The sequence below is a fragment of the Glycomyces sp. NPDC049804 genome (assembly GCF_040674615.1).
Taxonomy (GTDB): Bacteria; Actinomycetota; Actinomycetes; order Mycobacteriales; family Micromonosporaceae; genus Glycomyces; species Glycomyces niveus.
Window position 1 is genome coordinate 1 of sequence record NZ_JBFAMQ010000017.1, and the last position, 25,240, is coordinate 25,240.

A 25,240-nucleotide genomic window follows, 5' to 3' on the forward strand; every position below is an offset into this window, starting at 1 on the left:
CGCTCGGCTGGGAAACCCCAGCCGAGCGCCTTGCTAAGCTCCTGGCCGAAAGCAACATCTAACAGCAGTGTTGCCACCACCCCTAGAATCCGCCACCCGGCGCGGGCCTTCTCCGCACCCCGGGCCACGCCGCCGCCCGGCTTGCGCTCGACATGTCAGACCCACTCGATAGGCTCATGTCGTGACTTCTTCGCAACCGCGCCTGCTCCTGATCGACGGCCACTCGATGGCCTACCGCGCGTTCTTCGCGCTCCCCGCCGAGAAGTTCGCCACCGACGACGGCCAGGTCACCAACGCCGTCTACGGGTTCGCCTCCATGCTCATCAACCTCCTCAAAGCAGAAGAGCCCACCCACATCGCCGTGGCCTTCGACCTCTCCCGCCACTCGTTCCGCACCGACGAGTACGCCGCCTACAAGGACGGCCGCGGCGAGACCCCCCAGGAGTTCAAGAGCCAGATCCCGATCATCCAGCAGCTCCTGGACGCCTTCGGCATCAAGTGGATCACCAAGGTCAACTACGAGGCCGACGACGTCATCGCCACCCTCGCCACCCGCGCCGAGGCCGCCGGCTTCACCACCCTCATCTCCTCCGGCGACCGCGACGCCCTCCAGCTCGTCGACCCCGCCATCACCCTCCTCTACCCGGTCAAGGGCGTCACCGACCTCGCCCGCTACAACCCCGAGGCCGTCGAAGCCAAGTACGGCGTCACCCCCGACCGCTACCGCGACCTCGCCGCCCTCGTCGGCGAGAAGTCCGACAACCTCCCCGGCGTCCCCGGCGTCGGCCCCAAGACCGCCGCCAAGTGGATCGTCAAGTACGGCTCCCTCGACGGCCTGGTCGCCCACGTCGACGAGATCACCGGCAAAGCCGGCGAAAACCTCCGCGCCCACCTCGACGACGTCCTGCGCAACTACCGCATCAACTGCCTCGTCCGCGACCTCGAACTCGAATCCGGCCTCGACGACCTCGAATGGCACGGCTGGTCCGTCGCCGAGACCAACCAGCTCTTCGACGCCCTCCAGTTCCGCGCCCTCGGCGAACGCCTCAACACCAGCCTCGCTGCGAAAGCCGTCGGCGCGACCGCCGTCCCCGTCGCCGAAGTCGACCGCACCGAGGCCGCCGCGCTCATCCCCGGCGGTCTCGCCGCCTGGCTCGCCGACCGCAAGAGCGCCGTCGCCATCGCCTACCAGGGCACCTTCGCCTCCGGCGCCGGCTCGTTCGACACCATCGCGCTGGCCGAGGGCGGGCAGGCCCTGTGGTTCGAGCCCTCGCAGCTGGACGCCGTCGACGAGGCGGCCTGGGCCGCCTGGCTGGCCGACCCCGAGCAGGGCAAGGTCGTCAACGACGCGAAGTCGTTCCTGTGGGGCGCGGACGCCGCGGGCTGGCCCGAGGTCGCGGGGATCAAGGCGGACACGGTGCTCGGCGCCTATCTGCTCAAGCCCGAGCAGCGCTCGTACGCGCTCGGCGACCTCGCCATGCAGTTCCTCGGCCGCGAGCTGGAGACGGCGGAGACGCCCGCTGACGACGGCGCGCTCGTGGGCCTTGACGCGGCGATGCACGACGACGCCGCGCGCCTCGAGGCCGACTGCGCGGCCGCCGCGCTCATCGGCGACCTCGCCGCCGAGCAGACCAAGCGCCTCGCCGAACGGCAGCAGGCGCACCTGGCCGAGGCTCTGGAGTACCCGCTCGCGGGCGTGCTGGCGCGCATGGAGATCCTGGGCATCGCCGCCGACGAAGGCCACTTCGCCGACATCGAGGCGGGGTTCGCCATGCAGTCGAAGGAGGCCACCGAGCGCGCCCACGAGATCGTCGGCCGCCCCTTCAACGTCGGCTCGCCCAAGCAGCTCCAGGAGATCCTCTTCGACGAGCTGAAGATGCCCAAGACCAAGCGCACCAAGACCGGCTACACCACGAACGCCGAAGCGCTGCAGCAGCTGTACGCGAAGAACCAGCACCCGCTCCTGGAGCAGCTGCTGCGGTTCCGCGACGTCGAGAAGCTCAAGCAGATCGTCGCGACCCTGCGCGCGACGATCCAGACCGACGGGCGCATCCACACCACGTTCCACCAGACCGTCGCCGCCACCGGCCGCCTCTCCTCGGCCGACCCGAACCTGCAGAACATCCCCGTCCGCTCCGAGGCCGGGCGCAACATCCGCGCCGGGTTCGTGGTCTCCGAGGGCTTCGAGTCGCTCATGACCATCGACTACAGCCAGATCGAGATGCGCATCATGGCCAGCCTCACCGGCGACGAGGGCCTGATCGACGCGTTCGTCTCCGGCGAGGACATCCACAACGCCGTCGCCGCGAAGGTCTTCGCCGTCGCGCCCGAGACGGTCACCGCCGAGCACCGCCGCAAGATCAAGGCCATGTCGTACGGGCTCGCCTACGGCCTCTCGACCTACGGCCTCAGCCAGCAGCTCGGCGTCTCCACCGAAGAGGCCCAGCAGCTCTCCGACGACTACTTCGCCCGCTTCGGCCGCGTCCGCGACTACCTGCACCGGGTCGTCGAGGAAGCCCGCAAGACCGGCTACACCGAGACGATCATGGGCCGGCGCCGCTACTTCCCCGACCTCACCTCCGACAACCGCCAGCGCCGCGAGATGGCCGAGCGGGCCGCGCTCAACGCCCCCATCCAGGGCAGCGCCGCCGACATCATGAAGACCGCGATGCTCGGCGTCGACCGCGAGCTGCGCTCTTCCGGGCTCGCCTCCCGCGTCCTGCTGCAGGTTCACGACGAACTGGTCTGCGAAGTCGCACCCGGTGAGTCGAAGGCGCTCGAATCGCTCGTGCGCGAGCAGATGTCGAACGCCGCCGAGCTCGCCGTGCCGCTCACCGTCTCGGCCGGATTCGGCGAATCGTGGGAAGCCGCTGCCCACTAGCGGGTCGAAGCGCCCGCTTGCCGGCCTCGATCGCGCGTGTCAGTGGACACGAGCCCCCGGCCCGGGCTGGCGCGGGGATATCGCGCACGGTAACCTGGGATGGCCTGGGCATGTCCGCGTCCTCAGAAGGGAGCAGGACGCGTTGCCAGCGGCAAGGGCGGCCCGGGAACGAACTGCGAGCATTCGCGTCTAGCGAGGGCGCGGGCGCGAGCCCACGAATCTTACGTATCCGGAGCACCAGCCCACATGACGAGCAGCATCGAGGCCACCTCGAGCAACGCTGAGAACAGCACGGTCGAAGAATTTCTTTCGGACGAGGACCTCCTCGCCGCGATCGACGCGACCATCAAATACTTCAATGACGGCGATATCGTCGAAGGTACCGTCGTCAAGGTCGACCGGGATGAAGTCCTGCTCGACATCGGCTACAAGACCGAGGGCGTCATCCCCTCGCGCGAGTTGTCGATCAAGCACGACGTGGACCCCGAAGACGTCGTCGCTGTGGGCGATCACGTCGAGGCCCTCGTCCTCCAGAAGGAGGACAAGGAAGGCCGCCTGATCCTCTCCAAGAAGCGCGCCCAGTACGAGCGCGCCTGGGGCACCATCGAGAAGATCAAGGAAGAGGACGGCGTCGTCCGCGGCTCGGTCATCGAAGTGGTCAAGGGCGGTCTCATCCTCGACATCGGCCTCCGCGGCTTCCTGCCCGCGTCGCTGGTCGAGATGCGTCGTGTGCGCGACCTGCAGCCGTACGTGGGCCGCGAGCTCGAAGCCAAGATCATCGAACTCGACAAGAACCGCAACAACGTGGTCCTGTCGCGTCGCGCCTGGCTCGAGCAGACCCAGTCCGAGGTCCGCACCGAGTTCCTGCACCAGCTCGCGAAGGGCCAGGTCCGCAAGGGCACGGTCTCCTCGATCGTCAACTTCGGCGCGTTCGTCGACCTCGGCGGGGTCGACGGCCTGGTGCACGTCTCCGAGCTCTCCTGGAAGCACATCGACCACCCGTCCGAGGTCGTCGAGGTCGGTCAGCCGGTCGAGGTCGAGGTCCTCGAGGTGGACCTGGACCGCGAGCGCGTCTCCCTGTCGCTGAAGGCGACCCAGGAAGACCCGTGGCGCCAGTTCGCCCGCACCCACGCGATCGGCCAGATCGTCCCGGGCAAGGTCACCAAGCTCGTCCCCTTCGGCGCGTTCGTCCGCGTCGAGGACGGCATCGAGGGCCTCGTGCACATCTCCGAACTGGCCGAGCGCCACGTCGAGGTGCCCGAGCAGGTCGTCAAGGTCGGCTCCGACGCCATGGTCAAGGTCATCGACATCGACCTGGACCGCCGCCGGATCTCGCTCTCGCTCAAGCAGGCCAACGAGGCCTACGTCGAGAACGAGGAGCAGTTCGACCCGACGCTGTACGGCATGGCCGCGCAGTACGACGACCAGGGCAACTACATCTACCCGGACGGCTTCGACTCCGAGACCGGCGAGTGGATGGAAGGCTTCGACGAGGCCCGCGAGGAGTGGGAGCGGCAGTACGCCGAGGCCCGCGCCCGCTGGGAGGAGCACGGCAAGCAGATCGCCGAGCGCGTCATCACCGAGGCCCCCGCCAAGCCCGCCGAGGGCGAAGCCGCCCCCAAGGGCGACAAGAAGGGCGGCAAGGCCCCTGAGAAGAAGTCGGCCCCGGCCGAGCCTCAGGGCACCCTGGCCACCGACGAGGCGCTCGCGGCCCTGCGCGAGAAGCTCGCCGGCAACTAGGTTTAGTCGCTCGTTTAGCTGAAAGACACACTGCCCGTCCCAGGCCGTTCGCCTGGGGCGGGTAGTGTTTTATTTGTGCTTAGAGTCGCATTGACAGGTGGCATCGGAGCCGGTAAGAGCACGGTCGCAGCGAAGCTGTCAGAGCTCGGGGCCCGCGTCGTCGACGCGGACGCCCTCTCCCGTGAAGTCGTCGCCCCCGACACCGAGGGGCTGGCCGCGGTGGTCTCCCGGTTCGGAGCCGGGGTGCTCGACGACCAGGGCGCGCTCGACCGCGCCGAACTCGCGGCGATCGTCTTCAGCAATCCGTCCGCGCGGGCGGAACTCGAAGCGATCGTGCATCCGCGCGTCCGCGCCCGCGCCCGTGAACTCACCGACGCCATGCCCGACGACGCCATCGTCGTCCAAGACATCCCGCTCCTGGCCGAAACCGGCCAGGCGCCCGGCTTCCACCTCAACATCGACGTGGAAGCGCCGCGAGAGCTCCGGCTCGAACGGCTCGCCGCCCGCGGCCTGCCCCGCGCCGACGCCGAACGCCGCATCGACGCCCAGGCCTCCGACGCCGAACGCCGCGAGGTCTGCGACGTCGTCCTCCACAACGACGGCGACCTCCACGACCTCGAACACCGCGTGAAGATGCTGTGGGACGAGCGGATCACGCCGTTCGCCGAGAACCTGCGCCTCGGCCGGTACGAGCCCCGGCCCGACAAGCTGCAGCTCGTCCACACCGACCCGGAATGGGCGCACCGCTTCGAGCACCTCGCGGCCCGCATCCGCCGGGTGATGGGCCCCAGCGCCGTCCGCATCGACCACGTCGGCTCGACCGCGGTGCCCGACTTCCTCGCGAAGGACGTCATCGACATCCAGGTCACCGTCGTGGCGCTCCCGCTCGTCGACGCGTTCCAGGACGCCCTCGGCGAGGCCGGGTTCTTCGGCAAGGTCGGGCTGGACACGCCCAAACCCGAGTACCCGTCGGCAGCGCAGTGGGAGAAGCGCTTCTACGGCTACGCCGACCCCGGCAACATCGCCCACATCCACTTCCGGCCGATCGAGAGCCCCGGACAGCGGTTCGCGCTGCTGTTCCGCGACTGGCTCCGCGCCGACCCGCAGGCCCGCGCCGACTACGCGCACGCCAAGGGCGCCCTCGCCGCGAAGTTCGACGCCGCACCGGACTACACCGAGGCCAAGGAGTCCTGGTTCAGCACCGAGGCCTGGCCCCGCGCCAACGCCTGGGCCGCCGAGACCGGCTGGCACGCACCGGTCTGCTGACCGAAATCCGTCGACCGAACCACGCGGGCGGGCCCGGCCGAAAGGCCGGGCCCGCCCGCGTTCACGCGGCGGTTCAGCCGATGGCTTCGGCGAGCTCCCAAGGGATCTCGCGCATCGGAAACTCCTCAGGGGACAATGCCGCGCTGGCGACCCCGAAGTACGACATCATCTCGACCTCACGCAACCGCTCGTCGCTCAGGTGGTACCGGAACGCCGACTGGCCCGGGTTCGCGGGCGCGTCGCCGGCGACGGGGAACTCGACCACGTCCACTGACTCACCGTCGACTTCGTCGGTGCGGAGCAGGTACGCCTGCTCCGCCATCGCATCGGCGTCGTCCGCGTCCTCGGCGGCCATCTCCAGGACGCGGAACACGAGCGATTCGACCGGGCCGAAGTGCTCCGCGGCGTCCTCGTCGCCCAGCGCGTGCGCCTCCCAGCCGTCGGTCGGCGGCGTCTCGGGCAGCTCGTCTTCCGCGGCGTGGGTCGCGTACCCGCCGGGCCGGGCCAGGAACAGCCGCTGCCCGCTCGCGTCGGTCACGTGCAGGTACGCGGTCATGGTGCGCCAGTCGATCTCGCCGCGGCCCGTGGTGACCTGCCCGTCGCCGGTGGGCACGGTCAGTTCGACCGCGGCGGTCTCCTCCCAGTTCGCCTCGCGCACGTGCGCGATGGTCTCGGCCAGGTCCCCGCTGACGGCGGCCGGCGCGATCGCGGGGCCGCCGAGGAGGTCGGTGGCCACGAGCCCGGTCGCGTCGAGTTCGACCTCGCGCAGGAAGTCCACGGCCGAGAGGCTCGCCTCGCCGGTGTTCACCTGGAAGCGGCGCAGGTCGCCGGCCTTGTCGAGCGAGTACAGGGCCTCGGGGCTCGCCGCGCCCTCCTGGCTGCTCTCCACCATGATCGGCGCGCGGAAGGAGTCGACCGGTTCGCCGTCGATGACCCCCTCCTCCCGCCATGTGGCCTTCTCGGCCAGTTCGGCCGGGTCGTCGGCCTGAGCGGACGTCAAGGTGAACAGCGACGACGCGAGGATGTCGACGGTCGTGTCCAGGGGCGTCTCCGCGCCCGAGAGCATCTGCCTGGTCGTCCAGCCGCCCTCGGGGACGCGCAGCCCGCTGAAGGCCGCCTCGTCGTCCGCGCGGGTCGCGATGAGGCCCGGGATGGCCTGGATCAGCCGGTGCTCGCCTTCGGCGTCGGGCACGCGCGCGTACAGCATCGGCACCTGCCAGTCCAGGTACCCGTCGGCGGTCACCGTCCCGCCGTCCGTGGGCACGCTGATGCGCACCGCGACGGGCTCGTCGCCGTGGTTGCGCTCGCGCATCCCGGCCAGCAGCGCGGCCTCCTGCTCGCTGACGGGCCGCTCGGCGTCCGACCGGCCCGGGCTGCACGAGACGGCGAACCACCCGGCCACGGCGATCGCGACGATGATGGCCATGACCCACATGAGGGCCGATTTCCAGGGAACTGCGGTAGTGGAGCTCACGCAGGGACCAACGACTCGGACCGGGAAAAGTCACCGCCGAGCGCGAAGTGTGTCGTACCCCGGCGCTACGGTTGGGCCGTGGCATTCGATATTCCGCGCGCCGAGGGGCGCTTCGAGGTGGTCAGCGAGTACAAGCCTTCGGGCGACCAGCCGGCGGCCATCGCCGGGCTGGCCGAGCGCATCGAGCGCGGCGAACGGGACGTGGTCCTGCTGGGCGCGACCGGCACGGGCAAGTCGGCCACGTCCGCGTGGCTGATCGAGAAGCTGCAGCGCCCCGCGCTCGTCATGGCCCACAACAAGACGCTGGCCGCGCAGCTGGCGAAGGAGTTCCGCGAGCTCCTGCCCAACAACGCGGTCGAGTACTACGTCTCCTACTACGACTACTACCAGCCCGAGGCGTACGTCGCCCAGACGGACACGTACATCGAGAAGGACGCCTCGATCAACGAGGAGGTCGAGCGGCTGCGCCACCGCGCCACCTACTCGCTGCTGACCCGCCGCGACGTCGTCGTGGTCGCCACCGTCTCCGCGATCTACGGCCTCGCCACCCCCGCCGAGTACCTGGAGCAGGCCACCGAGGTCGCGGTCGGCCAGGAGTGGGACCGCGACAAGCTGCTGCGCCGTCTCGTCGACGTCCAGTACAGCCGCAACGACATCGCCTTCACCCGCGGCACCTTCCGCGTGCGCGGCGACACGATCGAGATCATCCCGGCGTACGAGGAGCTGGCGATCCGGATCGAGATGTTCGGCGACGAGATCGACCGGCTCTACTACCTCCACCCGATCACCGGCGACGTGATCCGCGAGGTCGACCGGGTGCTCATCTTCCCCGGCTCGCACTACGCCACGGGCAACGAGCGCATGGCCCGCGCGATCCGGGACATCGAGGTCGAGCTCGAGGAGCGGCTCACGGAGCTGGAGTCCCAGGGCAAGCTCCTGGAAGCCCAGCGGCTGCGCATGCGCACCGTGTTCGACCTGGAGAACATGAAGCAGATCGGCACCTGCAACGGCATCGAGAACTACTCGCGGCACATCGACGGCCGCCCGGCCGGCACGCCGCCGCACACGCTGCTCGACTACTTCCCGTCGGACTTCATCACGATCCTCGACGAGTCGCACCAGACCGTGCCGCAGGTCGGCGCCATGTCCGAGGGCGACGCGTCGCGCAAGCGCAACCTCGTCGAGCACGGTTTCCGGCTGCCGAGCGCGCAGGACAACCGGCCGCTGCGCTTCGACGAGTTCCGCGAGCGCGTCGGCCAGACCGTCTACCTCTCGGCCACCCCGGGCAAGTGGGAGCTGGAGCAGACGAAGGGCCAGTTCGTGGAGCAGGTCATCCGCCCCACGGGCCTGGTCGACCCGCATGTGGAGGTGCGGCCGACCAAGGGCCAGATCGACGACCTCATGCACGAGATCAACGAGCGCGCCAAGCGCAACGAACGCGTGCTCGTCACCACGCTGACCAAGAAGATGGCCGAGGACCTCACCGACTACTTCATGGACAACGGCATCCGGGTGCGGTACCTGCACTCCGAGGTCGAGACGCTGCGCCGGGTCGAGCTGCTGGGGGAGCTGCGCCGCGGCGACTACGACGTGCTGGTCGGCATCAACCTCCTCCGCGAGGGCCTCGACCTGCCCGAGGTGTCGCTGGTGGCGATCCTCGACGCCGACAAGGAGGGGTTCCTGCGCTCGGCGACCTCGCTCATCCAGACGATCGGCCGCGCGGCCCGCAATGTCTCGGGCACGGTCCTGATGTACGCGGACAACCTGACGGACTCGATGAAGGCCGCCCTCGACGAGACCGACCGGCGCCGCGAGAAGCAGGTCGCCTACAACCTGGAGCACGGGATCGACCCGCAGCCGCTGCGCAAGCGCATCGGCGACATCATGGAGGACCTGTACGACTCGGCCGCCGAGACCGCGAAGATGGTCGAGGAGGACCCGTGGGCGACCCTGCCGAAGGGCAAGCGCGAGCAGGGCGCCGGCAAGGTCCGCTCCGAGATCCTCAAGCAGCTCGACGAGCGCAACGAGCAGATGCTCGCGGCGGCAAGGGAGCTCCGCTTCGAGCTCGCCGCCGCCTACCGCGACGAGATCGCCGACCTCAAACGCGAACTCCGCGAAATCGACGAGGCCGGCGCTTAGAACCACGCGAACGGCTCGCGCCCGCGGGCGCGAGCCGTTCTGCTTCGCAGGGTCTAGTCGAGGTCGTCGAAGTGCTCCACCAGCGGGGGCTGGGAGAAGTACGGCCCGATGGCCTCGCGCCATTTCGGGAACCGGTCGGTCTCGCGGAAGCCCTGCTCGTGGGCCTCGACGGAGTCCCATTCGATGAGGAGCACGAACCGGGTCGGGGTTTCGACCCCTTGGGTCATCCGCATTGAGCGCAGGCCGGGGGAGGCCAGCACGAATTCGCGGGCGCCCCGGTAGGCGTCTTTGAAGGCCTCTTCCTGGCCGGGGGTGATCTTGATTTCAGCGACTTCGAGAACCATGAGCGGAGCTTCGCACAGCTCCAGCCACACGGCCACCACCCGCTGTAGTGTCGAGAGTGAAGTCACAAATCTGACTGATGACAAGTCGGGTTCCGGCAGGCAGAATAGTCCCGTCTGTTCAGAATCAGGTATGTGGGGAGTATCCCGCAGCGCTCGCCGCTGTTAGCGTCGTCGTCAATGCACGGGACCGCGATCGGTCCCCGGTGGCGCTGGTCCGCCCGGACCGGGAGAGACCATGTGACCCTCCAGAAGGCAAGGAAGGCAACACATTGGACCTCCCCGCGTGGGCCTGGGCTCTCACGATGGCGGTGCTGGCGTCCGTGGTCGTTCTCGACCTGGTGATGGCCGTTCGCAACCCCCACAAACTCTCGACAAAGGAATCCGCCTCCTGGGCCGGCGTGTACATCGGAGCTGCGCTGGTCTTCGGCGTCATCATGTTCGCGACGCAGGGTGCGACGTACGGCGGGCAGTTCTACGCCGGCTACCTGACCGAGCTGGCGCTCTCGGTCGACAACCTCTTCGTCTTCCTTCTCATCATCCAGGGCTTCCGGGTCCCGGCGGAGCTCCAGTCGCGGGTGCTGCTCGTGGGTATCGTGCTCTCGATCGTCCTGCGCGGCGGGTTCATCGCGGTGGGCTCGGTGCTCATCGCGAAGTTCAGCTGGGTCTTCCTCATCTTCGGCGCGATCCTCATCTGGACCGCTATCGGGCAGCTGCGTGAGAACGCGCACGAGGGCGAAGAGGGCGAGGAGCACTACGAGCAGTCGCGCTTCATGAAGTTCGCCGAGTCGAAGCTGCGCGTCAGTGCCGACTACCACGGCAGCAAGCTGTTCGCGCGCATCGACGGCGTCAAGTTCGTGACGCCGCTGCTGCTGGCGATGATCGCGATCGGCTCGACCGACATCCTGTTCGCGCTCGACTCGATCCCGGCGATCTTCGGCCTCACCCAGGAGCCGTACCTGGTCTTCACGGCCACGATCTTCGCGCTCATGGGCCTGCGCCAGCTGTACTTCCTGCTGGCCGCGATGCTGAAGTCCCTGAAGTACCTGCACCTGGGCCTCGCGGCGATCCTCGGCTGGATCGGCGTCAAGCTGGTCATGAACGGCCTCGCCGAGAACCAGCTGCCGTTCATCAACGGCGGTCACCACATCGAGTGGATGCCGCACATCCCGACTACGATCTCGCTCGGCATCATCGCCGGCGTGCTGGCCGCGGTCGTGCTCGCCAACTGGATCCTGCTGCACCGCCAGGGCAAGTCGTTCAAGGAGCTCTTCGCGGAGTCCGAGGCCGCCATGGGCGCCGGCGCCCCCGAGGTCGCCGTCGCCGAGAAGTAGGCGTCAGGAGTCCGCACACCGCGAGCGAAACGGCCCGCCTCCCGGCAGGGAGGCGGGCCGTTTTTGCACGTTTCAGGCTTGGACGGGGAGGCGGCGGCAGGCGGTGATGCCGGCCAGCTCGGAGTCCTTGAGGGATTCGACGACGACCTTGCCGTAGACCGAGGACGAGAAGATGACCTCGGGGAGGTCCGACTGGCCGCGTTCGGCCATGATCGCCGGGGTCTTGGGGTCGCCGCCGTGCTCGAGGAACACGAGGTCGCCGGGGTGGAGGTCGTCGAAGTCGACGGCCTCGCCGGCCTTGATGAGCTCGTCGTTGAACCGCGGCACGTCGATCCCCAGCTGGCGGTAGACGATCCACACGAGCCCGGGGGCGTCGATGCCGTAGGCGCTGACGCCGCCGTGGAGGTAGGGGATCTCCAGGAGCTGCTGGGCGAGCTTGACCGCGTCGAGGCCGGCGGAGACGAGCCCGGTCGAGGGCGGCTCGGCCAGAGCGCGGACCGTGACAGGCTCGGTCGCGAGGTCGCGCTGCGGCACCCAGCCGGGCTGGCGGGGGCCGGGGAGGCCGACGGGGACCCAGCCGCGGTAAGGGGTGCCGACGACCCGCAGGCGGGTGCCGAGCGTGACGCCGGGGATGGCGACGTCGCCGCCGGGTTCGTCGCGCACGGCGGTGGCGGTGGCGCTCACGAAGTGCTCGACGCCGTCCGCGTCGCCCTCGGCGGGGTGCACGAGCTGGTCGACCGGGACCCAGCCGGAGGTGCGCTGCTGCGCGCAGGTCACCTCGGCCCAGCCTTCGGCGACCTGGAGGACCTCGACGCGGGTGCCGAGGAGGCATTGGGTGCGCACGCGTCCTTTGAGGCCGTTGGCGCGGATGTCGTTGGTGAGCCGGGCGACCCATTCGCGGATGGCGGAGGGCGCGCCGAGCGCGAGCCGGTCCTCCGGTCCTGGGGCCGAGGGCTGGGCCCAGAGGGTCGCGACTGCGACGGCGATCAACGCCGGTTGTCCAGGTGCGATCGGCACGGTTGGTTCTCTCCGGATGGCTCGAGCGGTTCGTCGTAGGGAACGCGAGCAGGGGGACCTCCACCAGCCCGCCGCGTTCGTCGCAGCACCGACCACCCACTGTAGCAAGTGTATCCAGATCGCGACGCTGCGGTCTGAGGATGATGTCGGAGGTCTATTGCACGCATTGGCCGTGAACCATGCCAAAGGTCCCGGGCGGGCGGGCTGTGGCAAGATTTTTGCCATGACCGCAGTGCACGAAGCCCTCAGCCGCCTGTCCGCCGCCGCCGACGCGGGGGCGGCCCCTGCCGCCGCCGATCTCGAGGCGGTGCTGGCGAGCGCGGACGCCGAGCTCATGGACGTGGTCGCCGCGGCCGCGCGGCTTCGCTTCCGCCACTTCGGGAACACCGTGAAGCTGAACTACCTGGTGAACCTCAAGAGCGGGCTGTGCCCGGAGGACTGCAACTACTGCTCGCAGCGGCTCGGTTCGAAGGCCGACGTCCTGAAGTACACGTGGCTGAGCCCGGAGCAGGCCGCGGAGCAGGCGGCGGCCGGCGTCGCGGGCGGGGCCTCGCGGGTGTGCCTGGTGGCGAGCGGGCGCGGTCCGACCGATATGGATGTGGAGCGGGTGGGGAAGACCATCGCGGCGGTGAAGAACGCCGCGCCGGGGGTCGAGGTGTGCGCGTGCCTGGGCCTGCTGCAGGAGGGTCAGGCGGAGCGGCTGGCCGATCTGGGGGCGGACGCTTACAACCACAACCTGAACACGTCGGAGGACTCGTACGCGGAGATCTGCTCGACGCACACGTTCGACGACCGGGTGGACACGGTGAACGCGGCGCACGGCGCGGGCCTGTCGCCGTGCTCGGGCCTCATCGCGGGCATGGGGGAGTCGGACGCCGACCTCGTCTCGGTGGCGCTGGGGCTCAGGGGGCTCGAGGTCGACTCGATCCCGGTGAACTTCCTGCTGCCGTTCGAGGGCACGCCGCTGGCGGACACGTGGGAGCTGGACCCGCGCCGGTGCCTGCGCATCCTGGCGATGGTGCGCCTGGCGAACCCGGCCGCGGAGGTGCGGCTCGCGGCGGGCCGGGAGGTGCACCTGCGGCACATGCAGGGGGTGGCGCTGCAGATCGTGAACTCGATCTTCCTGGGGGACTACCTGACGAGCGAGGGCCAGGCCGCGAAGGACGACCTCGCGCTGATCGCCGACGCCGGGCTGGTGCCGCTGGGCCTGGAGTCGGCTCCGGAGGCGGTGCGCGAGGCGGTGCGGCCGCGCAAGCGCGGGGCGGGCACGGACGTCGCCCCGAACGCCTAGGGGCGCGCCCCCGATCCGGGCGGACGTCCGCGCCGGGGCGCGGAGGCCGGGCGGCGGCGAACGACCTACTGGAGATCTGGCCGAACGCCGGACCCCAAGAATCGACGGAAACGCATACGATTTCGCTTCACGTGTTGCTTACTCGCCAGTAAGTGACCCATCGGTAGTGGAATTTCAGAGGTCATCGTCATGCGTTCTCCCGCAACAACATCGGCGCTTGCGGCACTCGTCGCGGCGGCGTCGCTCGCCCTCGTGGCGTGCACCGAGCCGGAGGAGCCGGACACCCCCGGAGTCACCCCGACCACTGTGACGATCGGCACACACCAGCCGCTGACGGGTCCCGCGGCGGCCGGATACGCCGCGATCTCGGCGGCCACCTCGGCCTACTTCGAGTACGTCAACGCCGGCGGCGGCGTCAACGGCCGCACCATCGAGTACCTCATCAAGGACGACGCCTACGACCCGACCGCCACCCAGCAGGCGGTCACCGAGCTCGTCGAGCAGGACGACGTGCTCGCCATCGTCAACGGCCTCGGCACCCCCACCCACTCCTCGGTGCTCGACTACGTCGACGACGAAGGCGTCCCCGACCTCTTCATCTCCTCGGGCTCGCGGGTGTGGAACCAGCCCGACCTCTACCCCAACACCTTCGGCTACAACGCCGAGTACGTCACCGAGGGCGCCGCGCTCGCCCAGTACGCCGTCGACCGGCGCCCGGACGCCGTGGTCTGCGTGCTCGGCCAGGACGACGAGTACGGCGAGGGCATCCTCGAGGGCGTCGAGATCGTCATCGACAGCAACGAGATCGCCCAGGTCCAGACCTACCTCTCCTGGGACGAGGACCTGACGGGCCAGCTCGCCGCGATGCGGGCCGCCGGCTGCGAGGTGAACATCCTCGGCACCATCAACGGCTTCACCGCGATGGCGCTGGCGACGGCAGCGCAGATGGAGTGGTCGCCGGACTGGTACGTCTCGTCCTCGGGCGCGGACTACCCGACGCTGCTGGAGTACCTGGGCGAGGCGGGACCGGCGCTCCTGGAGGGCCTGGTGAGCGTCAACTACCTGCCGTTCAACGCCGACAGCGAGTGGAACGCGCTGTTCAGGCAGATCAACGAGGAGTACAACGACGGGGCGCCGTTCACCGGCAACACGGTGTTCGGCATGAGCGTGGGCTACCTGTTCGCCGAGGCCCTGGCCGCCGCGGGCGACGAGCCGACGCGCGAGTCGCTCATCGCCGCGGTCGAGTCGGGGGAGCTGCTGGGCAACGGGATCGTGCCGCTGGGCTTCAGCGACTCGAACCACGCCGGGTACCAGACGGTCGGCATCGCGACCATCGAGGACGGCGTCCAGGACTACGAGGGCACCACGTACAACCTGAACGTGGGCGAGGTGACCGAGGTCGACGCCGCGCCGGTGCCGCTGGAGAACGGCGGCATCCCGCAGGGCTGACCCGTCAGGGCTGGAGCCGTGCCGTCGACTCGCGGACGACGAGCTCGGTGGCGAGCTCGAGGCGCGGGGAGTCGATGTCGTTGCCCGCGGCCATCTCCAGGACGGTGCGGGCGGCGACGGCGCCCATCTCGGCGAGGGGCTGGCGGATGGTCGTCAGGGGCGGGCTGGTCCAGCGCGACTCCGGCAGGTCGTCGAAGCCGATGACGCTGACCTGCTCGGGGATGCGCAGGCCCGCCTGGCGGATCGCCTCGTAGGCGCCGAACGCCATCTGGTCGGAGGAGGCGAAGATCGCGGTGGGCGGCTGGGGGAGGCGCAGGAGCGAGGCGGCGGCGTCGAACCCGGACTGGTGGTAGAAGTCGCCGTCGTAGACCAAGGTGGGGTCGTACGCGATGCCGGCGGCGTCGAGCGCGGCGCGGTAGCCGTCGAATCGCGCGCGCGAGCACAGCACCTGCTTGGGGCCGTGGATGAAGCCGATGCGGCTGTGGCCCAAGGAGATCAGGTGCTCGGTGGCGGCGAGGCCGCCGGCCCAGTTGGTGGCGCCGATCGCGGGGGCGTCCATGGTGGGCCCGCCCGAGGGGTCGAGCACGACCATGGGGACGCCGAGGTGGCGCAGCTGCTCCAGGATCGGGGACGCGAGCTGGGAGACCACGAGGATCACGCCGTCGGAGGCGCGCGTGCGGAGGTTGTCGAGCCACTGCTCGGTGGAGGCGCGGCGGCGGTGGACGGCCGAGACGACGGTGCCGACCCCCGCGGCGTGCGCCGCGTCCTCGACGCCGCGGATGATCTCCACGGCCCAGGGGCTGTCGATCTCGTTGAAGACCAGGTCGACCAGGCGCGCGCGGCTGGGCGCGCGGGTGGAGCGGCGGCGCTGGTAGCCGCGCTCGTTCAGCAGTTCCTCGACGCGTTTGCGCGTCTCGGGGGCGACGTCCGAGCGGCCGTTGATGACGCGCGAGACCGTGGGCACGCTGACGCCGGCCTCGTCGGCGATGGCGCGGATCGTGACGCGTCCGTGTTCGTCTTCGCTCAAGGGTCCTCCTGGTCGTTCCTGCCCAACCGTAGTGCCGACATCTTATAGCGGCGCCTCTGGGCTCCCGGATTCCACCCGAAACTTTCGAGAACTTTGCTCGAATCGAGGTCCTGGGCAAGCGCATCCCACGATCAGATCAACCCTAGAAGTACCCCGTCATCAATGTTATGGTGTGCAAACCTGTATCGAAAACGATCAGAAAAGTTTCAGAAACTATCGGCCCGGAACCAGCAGTTCCAGCGTTCCGGGCCGCTTGAGTGGAGCAGCATGGACACCGACACCCCCGTGGACGCGGCCGAACGCGCCGCCGGTCTGGTCAAGCGGATGACGCTCGAGGAGAAGTGCGCGCAGCTGTACAGCCTCTGGCGCGGCGTCGACGCCGACGCGGGCGACATGGCCCCGCACCAGAGCGAGCAGACCGGCGCGGTCTCCGAGGACGAGGTCATCGCGCACGGGTTGGGCCAGCTGACCCGCCCCTTCGGCTCGGCCCCCGTGCCCCCCGCCGAAGGCGCCGCCAACCTCGCCGCCCTCCAGCGCCGCATCCAGGCCTCCAGCCGCTTCGGGATCGCCGCCCTCGCCCACGAGGAATGCCTCACCGGGTTCATGGCCCACGGTGCGACCATCTTCCCGACGGCCCTCGCCTGGGGAGCGACCTTCGACCCCGAGCTCGTCGGCGCGATGGCCCAGCAGATCGGCGTCACGATGCGCAGCGTCGGCGTCCACCAGGGCCTCGCGCCGGTCCTGGACGTCGTGGCCGACTCGCGCTGGGGCCGCACCGAGGAGACCATGGGCGAGGACCCCTACCTCACCGGCACCCTCGCCACCGCGTACGTCGCGGGCCTGCAGGACTCGGGGATCATCGCCACGCTGAAGCACTTCGCCGGCTACTCCGCCTCGCACGCCGCCCGCAACTTCGGCCCGGTCTACGTCGGCCCCCGCCAGTTCGCCGAGACCTACCTGACCCCGTTCGAGATGGCGGTGCGCATCGGCCGCGCCGGCTCCGTGATGCCCTCCTACGCGGCCAACGACGGCGTCGCCTCCCACGCCAACCCCGAACTGCTGCAGCGCATCCTGCGCGACGAGTGGGGCTTCGACGGGACCGTCGTCTCCGACTACTTCGGCGTCAACTTCCTCAACTCCCTCCACGGCGTCGCCGCCGACAAGGCCGAGGCGGCCGCGCTCGGCCTCGCCGGCGGCGTGGACGTCGAGCTCCCCGGCGTCGACTGCTACGGGGCGCCCCTGCAGGCCGCCGTCGCCGCCGGCCGCGTCGACGAGAGCGTCGTCGACCGCGCCGTCGAGCGCGTCCTCACCCAGAAGATCCAGCTCGGCCTGCTCGAGGAGCTGCCCGAGCCCGCCGCCGCGATCGACCTCGACCCGCCGCACGCCCGCGCGCTGGCCGCCGAGGTCGCCCGCAAGTCGATCGTGCTGCTCGCCAACGACGGCACCCTGCCGCTGGCCTCCGCGCCCGGGCGGATCGCGCTCGTCGGCCCGGTCGCCGACGACAAGGCCGTCATGCTCGGCTGCTACGCCTTCCCGAACCACCACGGCCGCAACGACGCCGCCGAGATCGACTCCAACGACCCGTACCCCCACGTGGACATGGGCGTCGCGATCGCCACCGTCGCCGAACGCCTCGCCGCCGACCTCCCGGGCGCCGTCATCGAGCACCTCGCCGCGGGCACCGTCCTCGACGCGAGCGACACCGAGATCGCCGCGGCCGCGAACGCCGCCGCCGCGGCCGACCTCGCCATCGTCGCCGTCGGCGACCGCTCCGGGCTCTTCGGCCGCGGCACCTCCGGCGAAGGCTGCGACGCGCCGACCCACGCGCTGCCGGGCCGCCAGCCCGAACTGCTCGAAGCCGTGCTCGACTCGGGCACGCCCACCGTGGTCGTCGTGATCTCCGGCCGCCCGTACGCCCTCGGCACGGCTCCCGACCGGGCCGCCGCGATAGTGCAGGCGTTCCTGCCCGGCCAGGAGGGCGCGGGCGCGATCAGCGCAGTGCTCACCGGCGCGGCCGAGCCCGAGGGCCGCCTGCCCGCGGGCGTCCCGGCCCGCCCGGACTCCCCGCCCGCCACCTACCTCGCCCCCGAACTGGCCCGCCGCTCCTCGGTCTCCTCGGTCGACCCCACGGCCCGCTACGTCTTCGGGCACGGCCTCTCCTACACCGAGTTCGCCTGGGAGGACGCGGCACTCGTCTCGGGCGCCGAGGTCGGTCCCGAAGGCACGGTCGAGGTCTCGGTGCGCGTGCGCAACACCGGCGAGCGCCACGGCACCGAGGTCGTGCAGCTCTACCTCCACGACCCGGTCGCCTCCGCCGTCCGGCCCGTGCAGCGCCTCGTCGGCTTCGCCCGGCTCGACCTGGCCCCCGGCGAGGCCCGCGAGGCCCGCTTCGCGATGCCCGTGGAACTGGCCGCGTTCGTCGGCGTCGACAACGCGTGGGTCGTCGAAGCCGGGGCGCTCGAACTGCGTCTCGCGCGCTCGGCCGCGGACACGGTGGCCGCGCTCAACGTCGAGGTGAACGGCTCGCGCCGCCTGGAGCCCGGCACCCGCGCGCTGGCGACGGAGGTTTCGACGCGCGCCGTCGTCGGCTAGTATTGCCAAGGCACTGGAAAACGCTTACAGACCTGTGACGAAGGAGTCCACTGTGACCTCCCCCTACCGCCTCGCCGTCGTCGGCACCGGCGGCATCGCCGGCGTGCACGCCGACAACCTGCGCGATCACTGCCAAGGCCGCATCGAGCTGGTCGCGGCCGTCGACCCCGACACCGAGCGACTCGAGGCGTTCAAAGCGAAGTTCGGCGTCGAGCGCGGCTACGCCTCGATCGAGGAGCTGCTCGCCGCCGAGGAACTCGACCTCGTCGACCTCTGCACCCCGCCTGTGGCCCACGCGCCCGGCGCCATCGCGGCCCTCGAAGCCGGAGTCGGCGTCATCTGCGAGAAGCCCCCGGCCCTCAGCCTCGCCGAGTTCGACCGGATCGCGGCCGCCGCGGCCGCCTCCACCGCCGACTTCGCGCTCATCTCCCAGCACCGCTTCGGCTCCGGGGCCGACCGGGTGCGCGCCATGACCGCCTCCGGCGTCCTCGGCCGCCTCGCGGTCGCCAAGTGCGACACCCTCTGGTACCGCCCCGAGGAGTACTTCGCGGTCGAATGGCGCGGGCGCTGGGAGACCGAGGGCGGCGGCCCCACCATGGGCCACGGCATCCACCAGATCGACACCCTCCTGTCGATGGTCGGCCCCTGGTCGGAGGTGGTCGCCACCGCGCACCGCCACCGCCGCATCACCAACACCGAGGACGTCTCGCACGCGATCGTCACCCTCGAATCCGGTGCGTCCGTGGTGATCACGAACTCGCTGCTCTCCCCGCGCGAGGTCTCGCAGATCCGGCTCGACTTCGACAATGCCACCGTCGAACTCGACCACCTCTACGGCTACGGCGACGACAACTGGAGCATCCACCCCATCGACGCGGCCGCCGACGAGGTCAACCGCGCCTGGGCGGGTGAGCCGCGCGGCAAGTCCTCGGGCCACTACGCCCAGTTCCTGCGCATCGCCGACGCCCTCGACGGCAGGACCGCCCCGCCGGTCACCGTCCAGGAGGCCCGCAGCACCCTCGAACTGCTCGCCGCGATCTACGCCTCCGCCTTCACCGGCAAGCGCGTCCGCGCCGGCGACATCGACCCGACCTCGCCGTTCTACCAGCGCATGGACGGCTCCGGCGCGCCCTGGCCCGACCGCAAGTGATCCTGGACCCGAGAAGAGAGAACAACCGATGACGCTGCAACTGAACGACTCTGGCACCGCGCTCTCGATCTCGAAGGGCGACCTGGAGATCCTGCGGTACGTGTACCGCCCCGACAACGCGCAGTTCGAGTCGCCCCGGCCCTACTTCGAGCCGCTGTTCGACCTCGCCGGGAACCAGGTGAGCCTCTACCGCCCGCACGACCACGTGTGGCACAAGGGCATCGCCCTCTCGATCCCGAACGCCGGACCGGAGAACTTCTGGGGCGGGGCCACGTTCCGCCGCGGCAAGGGCTACGTGGACGAGAAGAACGACGGCACCATGGCGCACAAGGAGTTCACCGAGCTCGTCGCCGACGAGAACGGCGTGCGCGTCGCCGAGACGCTCGACTGGATCACCCAGGACGGACGGCACTTCTTCTCCGAGACGCGCGCCTTCGCCGTCACCGTCCTCTCTGACGACCAGTGGGTGCTCTCCTTCTCGACCGCGTTCACCAACGACACCCAGGACACGGTCGTCATGGGCAGCCCGACCACCGAGGGCCGCGAGAACGCCGGCTACGGCGGCTTCTTCTGGCGCGGACCGCGCTCCTTCACCGAGGGCGCGATCTACACCGCCGCGGGCGAAGGCGGCGACGAGAAGATGGGCGAGCGCGGCGACTGGCTGGCCTTCCGGGGCAAGCACGACTCGGTCGACGCCGCCTCGACGCTGGTCTTCACCGACCACCCCGAGAACCCGACCGCGCCCGTCAAGTGGTTCGTCCGCTCGACGCCGTTCGCCGCGGTCTGCCCGGCGCCGTTCTTCGACACCGAGCTGCCGATGGCGCCCGGCGACACCGTGACCCTGCGGCACGCCGTGGCGATCTGCAACGGCGACACCGGGGTCGACGGGGCCGCGAAGATCGCCGAACTGGCCGCCGCCGAACTGGCCCGGCTGGGGTAGCGGTGGGCGGCTTCCCCGGCGGCACGGCCGTCTCCCTCGTCACGGTCTACGACTGGCCCACTGTGGACGGCCAGGCGGGCGGCAGTCCGCACCTGCACACCGCGTCCACCGAGGGCTATGTGGTCACCGGCGGCACCGGGGCGGTCGAGACCCTGTCGGGGAACGGCTACGAGCGGCACGACCTCGCCCGCGGCAGCGTCCTGTGGTTCACGCCCGGGACGGTCCACCGCCTCATCAACGGCTCGGGCGACCTGCAACTCGTCGTGGTCATGCAGAACGCCGGCATCCCCGAGGCCGGGGACGCCGTGTTCACCTTCCCCGAAGCGGTCCTGGCCGACCCGGAGGCGTACCTCGCCGCCGCGACGGCCCCGGCCGCGCCCGACCTCACCGAGACCGAGCGCGGCGAGGCCACCAGGGCCCGCCGGGACCTCGCCGTCGACGGCTACCTCGCCCTGCGCGAACGCGTCGAAGCCGAAGGCCCGGCGGCCATGAAGCCCTTGTGGGACAGCGCGGCCCGCCTCGTCTCCTCCCGCACCGAGAGTTGGCGGCGGCTCTGGGCCGACGGTCCCAAGGCCCAGGCCGACGCGACCGGCGCCCACCTGGACGCCCTCGCGAAGGCCGACCCGGCGCACCTGTGCGACGCCCACGTCGCCGACGCCGGGGACCCGGCCGCGAAGTGGGGGATGTGCGGGCGGCTGGAGACCTGGGACCTGCGTCCCTGATCCAAGACGGAGGGACCGGGCGCGCCCGGCCCCTCCGTTGCCGCACGCGGCTGCGATCCTCGCTTCCGGTGCACCGCGCGATCGGCCTTTGCCGGTCACGCGGGCGTGCCCGTAACGTTTCCCGGAACGGGAAGCGTTACGCGATACGATGAGCGCCGGAAAAATCGAGGAGCGCAGTTGGCCGACCACAACCCCGCCCAGACCGGGATCATGATCGACGCCGCGACCACCGTCGACCGCGACGACGCCATCTGGATCGAACCCGACGGCGACGGCTTCGCCGTCTGGATCCACATCGCCCGCGTCGCCGACCACGTCACGACCGGCGGCCGCGCCGACACCGAGGCCCACCGCCGCGTCCATACCCGCTACCGGCCCGAGCAGACCAGGCACATGCTCCCCGCGCCCGTCGTGGAGGCCGCCTCCCTCGAACCCGGCCGCGAGAACGACACCTTCGCCGTCCACTTGCGGCTCGACGCCGCCGGGAACCTCCTCGCCGCCGACCTCGGCCCCGGCCGGCTCACCGAGTCCTGGATCCTCACCCACGCCGAGGCCGCCGACGCCGCGAACGACCCCGCGCACCCCCTCCACGGCACGCTCGCGCTCGCCCTGCGCTTCGCCCAGACGATGCTGGCCGCGCGCCGCAGCGCGGGAGCGCTCGCGTTCTACGACCTGCTCTCGGGATTCGCGACCAACGAGGAGGGCCAGCTCGTCCGGCTCGACAGCGCCGAGCGCAACTCCGGGTACGTCATCGTGCAGGAGTTCATGATCGCCGCGAACGCCCAGATCGCGGCCTGGGCGGTCCGCGAGGACCTGCCGATCCTGTTCCGCAACCACCGCCTCGCCGCCGTCGCCGGCGACCCCGCCGAACTGCGCGCCGAACTCGAGTCGATCGCCGCCGCCGGGGACGGCACCGCGTTCGAGATGCTGCGCACCCGCATGCGCATGGTCGCCCGCGCGGCCACGTACGGCCCGACGGTGCACGGCCACCACGGCCTCCAGCTCCCCGCGTACACGCACGCGACGAGCCCGATCCGCCGCTACCCCGACCTCGTCGTCCAGCGCATCCTGCTCGCGGCCGCGCTCGGCCGCCCGAGCCCTTACCCGATCGAGGAACTCGAGGCCGTCGCCGCCCACGTCAACGAACGGGTGGAGGAGGAACGGCGCGCGAAGGCCGAGTACTTCAAGCAGAAAGCGCACGAGCAGACCGCGCGGCACGCCGAGTCCGCCGACTTCGCGGCCCTGCCCTACAAGCAGTTCGCGCGGGTCCTCCAGTTCGCGGTCGAGCGCGGCGAGATCCCGCCCGGGCTGGCCGAGGACACGACGCGGCGCTTCGACGCCCGCGAGCTGCAGCTGCGCGAGTTCGCCTCGGTGTACCTGTACGGGCGCGGCGGGTTCGAGCCGCTGCGCGAGCGTATGAACCGGCTGCTGGCGGACGAGCCGCAGCAGGCCCAGTCGATCGTGAACGTCTACCTGCAGGACCGGCTCGGCGGTCCGGTGAGCAACGAGACGAACGTGCTGTGGACGGTGGAGGACGCGCCCGGTTTCGAGGGACCGCTGTTCTCCGCGCAGGTCTCGATCCGCTACGACGGCGAGCAGGTCGATTCGCCGAAGCGCCTGCAGCGCAACAAGAAGGAGGCCCGGAACCAGGCCGCGCTGGCGCTGGTGGCGGCGCTGGCGGGCCTGCCCGACCTGTCGTCCGACTCCGACGCGAAGCCGCGCGTCGACGGCCCGAAGAAGGTCCTCGTCGATGCCGGGGTCAATCCGGCCGAGGCGGTCCAGATCTACGCCGCCCGCGGCGTGGTGAAGCCGCTGACATGGGACTTCTCGGTCGACGGTCCCTCGCACGAGCGGACCTTCACGTGCCGCGCCGAGGGCTGGCTGCCCGCCGCGGAGGAGCGGATCGCCGCCGAGGGCAGGGGTCCGACGAAGCAGGTCGCGAAGACCAATGCGGCGCTTGAGCTGCGGGTCCTCATCGAGGCGGCGCTCGCGCTGGGGGCGACGGGGCGGCGCGCGGACGCCTGACGGCCCGGGTCACGCCCGGGCTCGGAGCGCGAAAAGCGTTTCGGCCGCTAGGGCACAATGGTGACGTGCATATTCTCGATGACTTCGCATGGCGCGGCCTCCTGCAGGACTCCACCGGTACCGATGCTCTCCGCGAGCACATCGACGCGGGCCCGGTGACCTTCTATGTGGGCTTCGACCCGACCGCGGTGAGCCTGCACGTCGGCCATCTCATGCAGGTCATCACCGCCCGCCGCCTGCAGCAGGCGGGCCTGAAGCCGCTGCTGCTCGTGGGCGGCGCGACCGGCCAGATCGGCGACCCCAAGGAGGCGGGGGAGCGCAGCATCAACCCGCCCGAGGTCGTGGCCGGCTGGGTCGAGAAGATCCGGGCGCAGCTCGCCCCGTTCGTGACCTACGACGGCGACAACGGCGCGATCCCGGTGAACAACCTCGACTGGACGAGCGAGATGGGCGTCGTGGAGTTCCTGCGCGACGTCGGCAAGCACTTCCCGGTCTCGAAGATGCTCGCGCGCGAGGTCGTGAGGGCCCGCCTCGAATCCGGCATCTCCTTCACCGAGTTCTCATACCAGCTCCTGCAGTCGAACGACTTCTACGAGCTGCACCGCCGCAACGGCTGCACCCTCCAGTTCGGAGGGTCGGACCAGTGGGGCAACATCACCGCCGGGGTCGACTTCGTGCGCCGCAAGGCGGGCGAGCACGTCCACGCGTTCGTGACGCCGCTGGTCCTCAAGGCCGACGGCACCAAGTTCGGCAAGACCGAAGGCGGGGCGGTCTGGCTCGACCCCGAGCTGACCAGCCCGTACGCGTTCTACCAGTTCTGGGTGAACGCCGCCGACGCCGATGTCGTGCGCTACCTCAAATACTTCTCGTTCAAGTCGCACGAGGAGATCGAGGAGCTGGAGCGGGCCACCGCCGAGAAGCCCGCCGCGCGCCTCGCGCAGAAGGCGCTCGCGGAGGAGATGACGACGCTGCTGCACGGCGCGGAGGAGACCGCGCACGTGGTGGCGGCGTCGCAGGCGCTGTTCGGCCGCGGCGAGCTCGACGCGCTGCCCGAGGCGACCCTGCGCGCCGCGCTCGTGGAGGCCGGCCTGGCCGAGTTCACGAAGCCGGACGTCACGGTCGCCGAGGCGATGAAGGAGTCCGGTGTCGTCGCGAGCCTGGGCGAGGCCCGCCGCGCCGCGAAGGAGGGCGGGGCCTACCTCAACAACGTCCGCGTGAGTGATCCTGCGGCCGTTATCGACCCTTCTGACCTGCTTCACGGGCGGTACGGAGTGATCCGGCGCGGCAAGAAGACCGTCGCCGGGTTCGAGGTCATCGGCTGAGGCATACACTTGGTTGGTTTTGTCGCGGTGAATAGAGGGGGAGAATCGAGTGGCTGAAGACGGCCGCGCCCGCAAGGGTGGAGATGACCGGCGAGGCGGCTACGGCCGTCGCGAGGGCGGCGGCTACGGCGACCGTTCGGGCCGCGGCGGCTACGGCCGCCAGGAAGGCCGAGGGGACAGCCGGGGCGGCTACGGCCGCAGCGAAGGCCGCGACGACCGCCCGCGTCGTTATGAGGACCGGGACGACCGTCCCCGCCGTGACGGCGACAGCCGCGGCGGCTACAACCGCGACGACCGTCCGCGCCGCGATGACGACCGCCGTGGCGGGTACAACCGCGATGACCGCGGTCCCCGTCGCTTCGAGGGCAACCGCGACGACCGTCCCCGCCGGGACGGCGACAACCGCGGCGGCGGCTTCCGGGACAACCGAGGCGGTGGCGGGTACAACCGCGACGATCGCGGCCCGCGTCGCTTCGAGGGCAACCGCGATGACCGTCCGCGTCGCGACGACCGCGGTGGCTTCCGTGACA

At 70.5% G+C, this 25,240-nt stretch carries 18 protein-coding genes; 13 read left to right on the forward strand and 5 right to left on the reverse strand.

Annotated features, from left to right (window positions below):
• Positions 1 to 181: 181 nt before the first annotated feature.
• The 3 genes from polA (at position 182) to coaE (ending at position 5,887) form a co-directional block, all read left to right on the forward strand.
• Complete coding sequence (polA, locus tag AB0K52_RS21615) at positions 182 to 2,881, forward strand: DNA polymerase I (RefSeq protein WP_363535225.1); 2,700 nt, start codon at positions 182 to 184, stop codon at positions 2,879 to 2,881.
• 246 nt (positions 2,882 to 3,127) lie between these two features.
• Positions 3,128 to 4,621 (forward strand): 30S ribosomal protein S1, encoded by a 1,494-nt coding sequence (rpsA, locus tag AB0K52_RS21620; protein WP_363535228.1) that lies wholly within the window; start codon positions 3,128 to 3,130, stop codon positions 4,619 to 4,621.
• Between the two features lie 75 nt (positions 4,622 to 4,696).
• Positions 4,697 to 5,887, forward strand: a complete 1,191-nt coding sequence (gene coaE / locus AB0K52_RS21625) for a dephospho-CoA kinase (protein WP_363535231.1) — start codon at positions 4,697 to 4,699, stop codon at positions 5,885 to 5,887.
• Positions 5,888 to 5,960: 73 nt separating this feature from the next.
• Here the strand turns inward: coaE and AB0K52_RS21630 are convergent, their stop codons facing one another.
• Positions 5,961 to 7,313 (reverse strand): hypothetical protein, encoded by a 1,353-nt coding sequence (locus AB0K52_RS21630; protein ID WP_363535234.1) that lies wholly within the window; start codon positions 7,311 to 7,313, stop codon positions 5,961 to 5,963.
• 126 nt (positions 7,314 to 7,439) lie between these two features.
• Here AB0K52_RS21630 and uvrB point away from each other — a divergent pair, with 126 nt between their 5' ends.
• Positions 7,440 to 9,500 (forward strand): excinuclease ABC subunit UvrB, encoded by a 2,061-nt coding sequence (gene uvrB, locus AB0K52_RS21635; RefSeq protein ID WP_307792849.1) that lies wholly within the window; start codon positions 7,440 to 7,442, stop codon positions 9,498 to 9,500.
• A 53-nt stretch (positions 9,501 to 9,553) separates the two neighbouring features.
• Here uvrB and AB0K52_RS21640 read toward each other — a convergent pair whose 3' ends face one another.
• Positions 9,554 to 9,844, reverse strand: coding sequence for an antibiotic biosynthesis monooxygenase family protein (locus AB0K52_RS21640; protein ID WP_363535237.1), 291 nt, complete (start codon positions 9,842 to 9,844; stop codon positions 9,554 to 9,556).
• Positions 9,845 to 10,113: 269 nt separating this feature from the next.
• Between AB0K52_RS21640 and AB0K52_RS21645 the strand changes: the two genes are divergently transcribed.
• Positions 10,114 to 11,175 carry a TerC/Alx family metal homeostasis membrane protein gene (locus AB0K52_RS21645; protein ID WP_363535240.1) on the forward strand — a complete coding sequence of 354 codons (1,062 nt, stop codon included), beginning with the start codon at positions 10,114 to 10,116 and terminating at the stop codon, positions 11,173 to 11,175.
• Between the two features lie 72 nt (positions 11,176 to 11,247).
• On the opposite strand, the gene AB0K52_RS21650 is transcribed toward AB0K52_RS21645, so the two are convergent.
• The gene (locus AB0K52_RS21650) at positions 11,248 to 12,192 is read right to left on the reverse strand and encodes an NlpC/P60 family protein (RefSeq protein WP_363535243.1); all 945 of its coding nucleotides are present in this window, start codon (positions 12,190 to 12,192) and stop codon (positions 11,248 to 11,250) included.
• A gap of 223 nt (positions 12,193 to 12,415) precedes the next feature.
• Here AB0K52_RS21650 and bioB point away from each other — a divergent pair, with 223 nt between their 5' ends.
• A complete protein-coding gene (gene bioB / locus AB0K52_RS21655; RefSeq protein ID WP_363535246.1) occupies positions 12,416 to 13,483 on the forward strand; it encodes a biotin synthase BioB in 1,068 nt (355 codons plus the stop codon).
• A gap of 189 nt (positions 13,484 to 13,672) precedes the next feature.
• Entirely contained in the window at positions 13,673 to 14,932 is a 1,260-nt protein-coding gene (locus AB0K52_RS21660; RefSeq protein WP_363535249.1) for an ABC transporter substrate-binding protein, read from the forward strand.
• A 4-nt stretch (positions 14,933 to 14,936) separates the two neighbouring features.
• On the opposite strand, the gene AB0K52_RS21665 is transcribed toward AB0K52_RS21660, so the two are convergent.
• Positions 14,937 to 15,959: a LacI family DNA-binding transcriptional regulator gene (locus tag AB0K52_RS21665; protein ID WP_363535252.1), complete on the reverse strand. Its 1,023-nt coding sequence runs from the start codon at positions 15,957 to 15,959 to the stop codon at positions 14,937 to 14,939.
• Positions 15,960 to 16,226: 267 nt separating this feature from the next.
• Here AB0K52_RS21665 and AB0K52_RS21670 point away from each other — a divergent pair, with 267 nt between their 5' ends.
• The 6 genes from AB0K52_RS21670 to tyrS all read left to right on the forward strand — a co-directional run bounded on the left by AB0K52_RS21670 (position 16,227) and on the right by tyrS (position 24,710).
• Positions 16,227 to 18,551 carry a glycoside hydrolase family 3 N-terminal domain-containing protein gene (locus AB0K52_RS21670; RefSeq protein WP_363535255.1) on the forward strand — a complete coding sequence of 775 codons (2,325 nt, stop codon included), beginning with the start codon at positions 16,227 to 16,229 and terminating at the stop codon, positions 18,549 to 18,551.
• A 52-nt stretch (positions 18,552 to 18,603) separates the two neighbouring features.
• Positions 18,604 to 19,701, forward strand: coding sequence for a Gfo/Idh/MocA family oxidoreductase (locus AB0K52_RS21675; RefSeq protein WP_363535258.1), 1,098 nt, complete (start codon positions 18,604 to 18,606; stop codon positions 19,699 to 19,701).
• A gap of 28 nt (positions 19,702 to 19,729) precedes the next feature.
• Positions 19,730 to 20,641 (forward strand): PmoA family protein, encoded by a 912-nt coding sequence (locus AB0K52_RS21680; RefSeq protein WP_363535261.1) that lies wholly within the window; start codon positions 19,730 to 19,732, stop codon positions 20,639 to 20,641.
• 2 nt (positions 20,642 to 20,643) lie between these two features.
• Complete coding sequence (locus AB0K52_RS21685; RefSeq protein ID WP_363535264.1) at positions 20,644 to 21,363, forward strand: cupin domain-containing protein; 720 nt, start codon at positions 20,644 to 20,646, stop codon at positions 21,361 to 21,363.
• Between the two features lie 177 nt (positions 21,364 to 21,540).
• Positions 21,541 to 23,388, forward strand: a complete 1,848-nt coding sequence (locus AB0K52_RS21690; protein ID WP_363535267.1) for an RNB domain-containing ribonuclease — start codon at positions 21,541 to 21,543, stop codon at positions 23,386 to 23,388.
• 65 nt (positions 23,389 to 23,453) lie between these two features.
• Positions 23,454 to 24,710 (forward strand): tyrosine--tRNA ligase, encoded by a 1,257-nt coding sequence (tyrS, locus tag AB0K52_RS21695; RefSeq protein WP_363535270.1) that lies wholly within the window; start codon positions 23,454 to 23,456, stop codon positions 24,708 to 24,710.
• Here the strand turns inward: tyrS and AB0K52_RS21700 are convergent.
• Positions 24,700 to 25,240, reverse strand: a 541-nt coding sequence (locus AB0K52_RS21700) for a hypothetical protein (RefSeq protein ID WP_363535273.1), incomplete at its 5' end; no start/stop codon positions are given. The genes tyrS and AB0K52_RS21700 overlap by 11 nt on opposite strands.

Excerpts from the sequence above, each read along its gene's own strand:
- AB0K52_RS21680 (WP_363535261.1), top strand. The coding sequence starts at position 19,730 with ATGACGCTGCAACTGAACGACTCTGGCACCGCGCTCTCGATCTCGAAG.
- AB0K52_RS21630 (WP_363535234.1), bottom strand. The coding sequence starts at position 7,313 with ATGGCCATCATCGTCGCGATCGCCGTGGCCGGGTGGTTCGCCGTCTCG.
- AB0K52_RS21670 (WP_363535255.1), top strand. The coding sequence starts at position 16,227 with ATGGACACCGACACCCCCGTGGACGCGGCCGAACGCGCCGCCGGTCTG.
- AB0K52_RS21660 (WP_363535249.1), top strand. The coding sequence starts at position 13,673 with ATGCGTTCTCCCGCAACAACATCGGCGCTTGCGGCACTCGTCGCGGCG.
- AB0K52_RS21640 (WP_363535237.1), bottom strand. The coding sequence starts at position 9,844 with ATGGTTCTCGAAGTCGCTGAAATCAAGATCACCCCCGGCCAGGAAGAG.
- rpsA (WP_363535228.1), top strand. The coding sequence starts at position 3,128 with ATGACGAGCAGCATCGAGGCCACCTCGAGCAACGCTGAGAACAGCACG.
- bioB (WP_363535246.1), top strand. The coding sequence starts at position 12,416 with ATGACCGCAGTGCACGAAGCCCTCAGCCGCCTGTCCGCCGCCGCCGAC.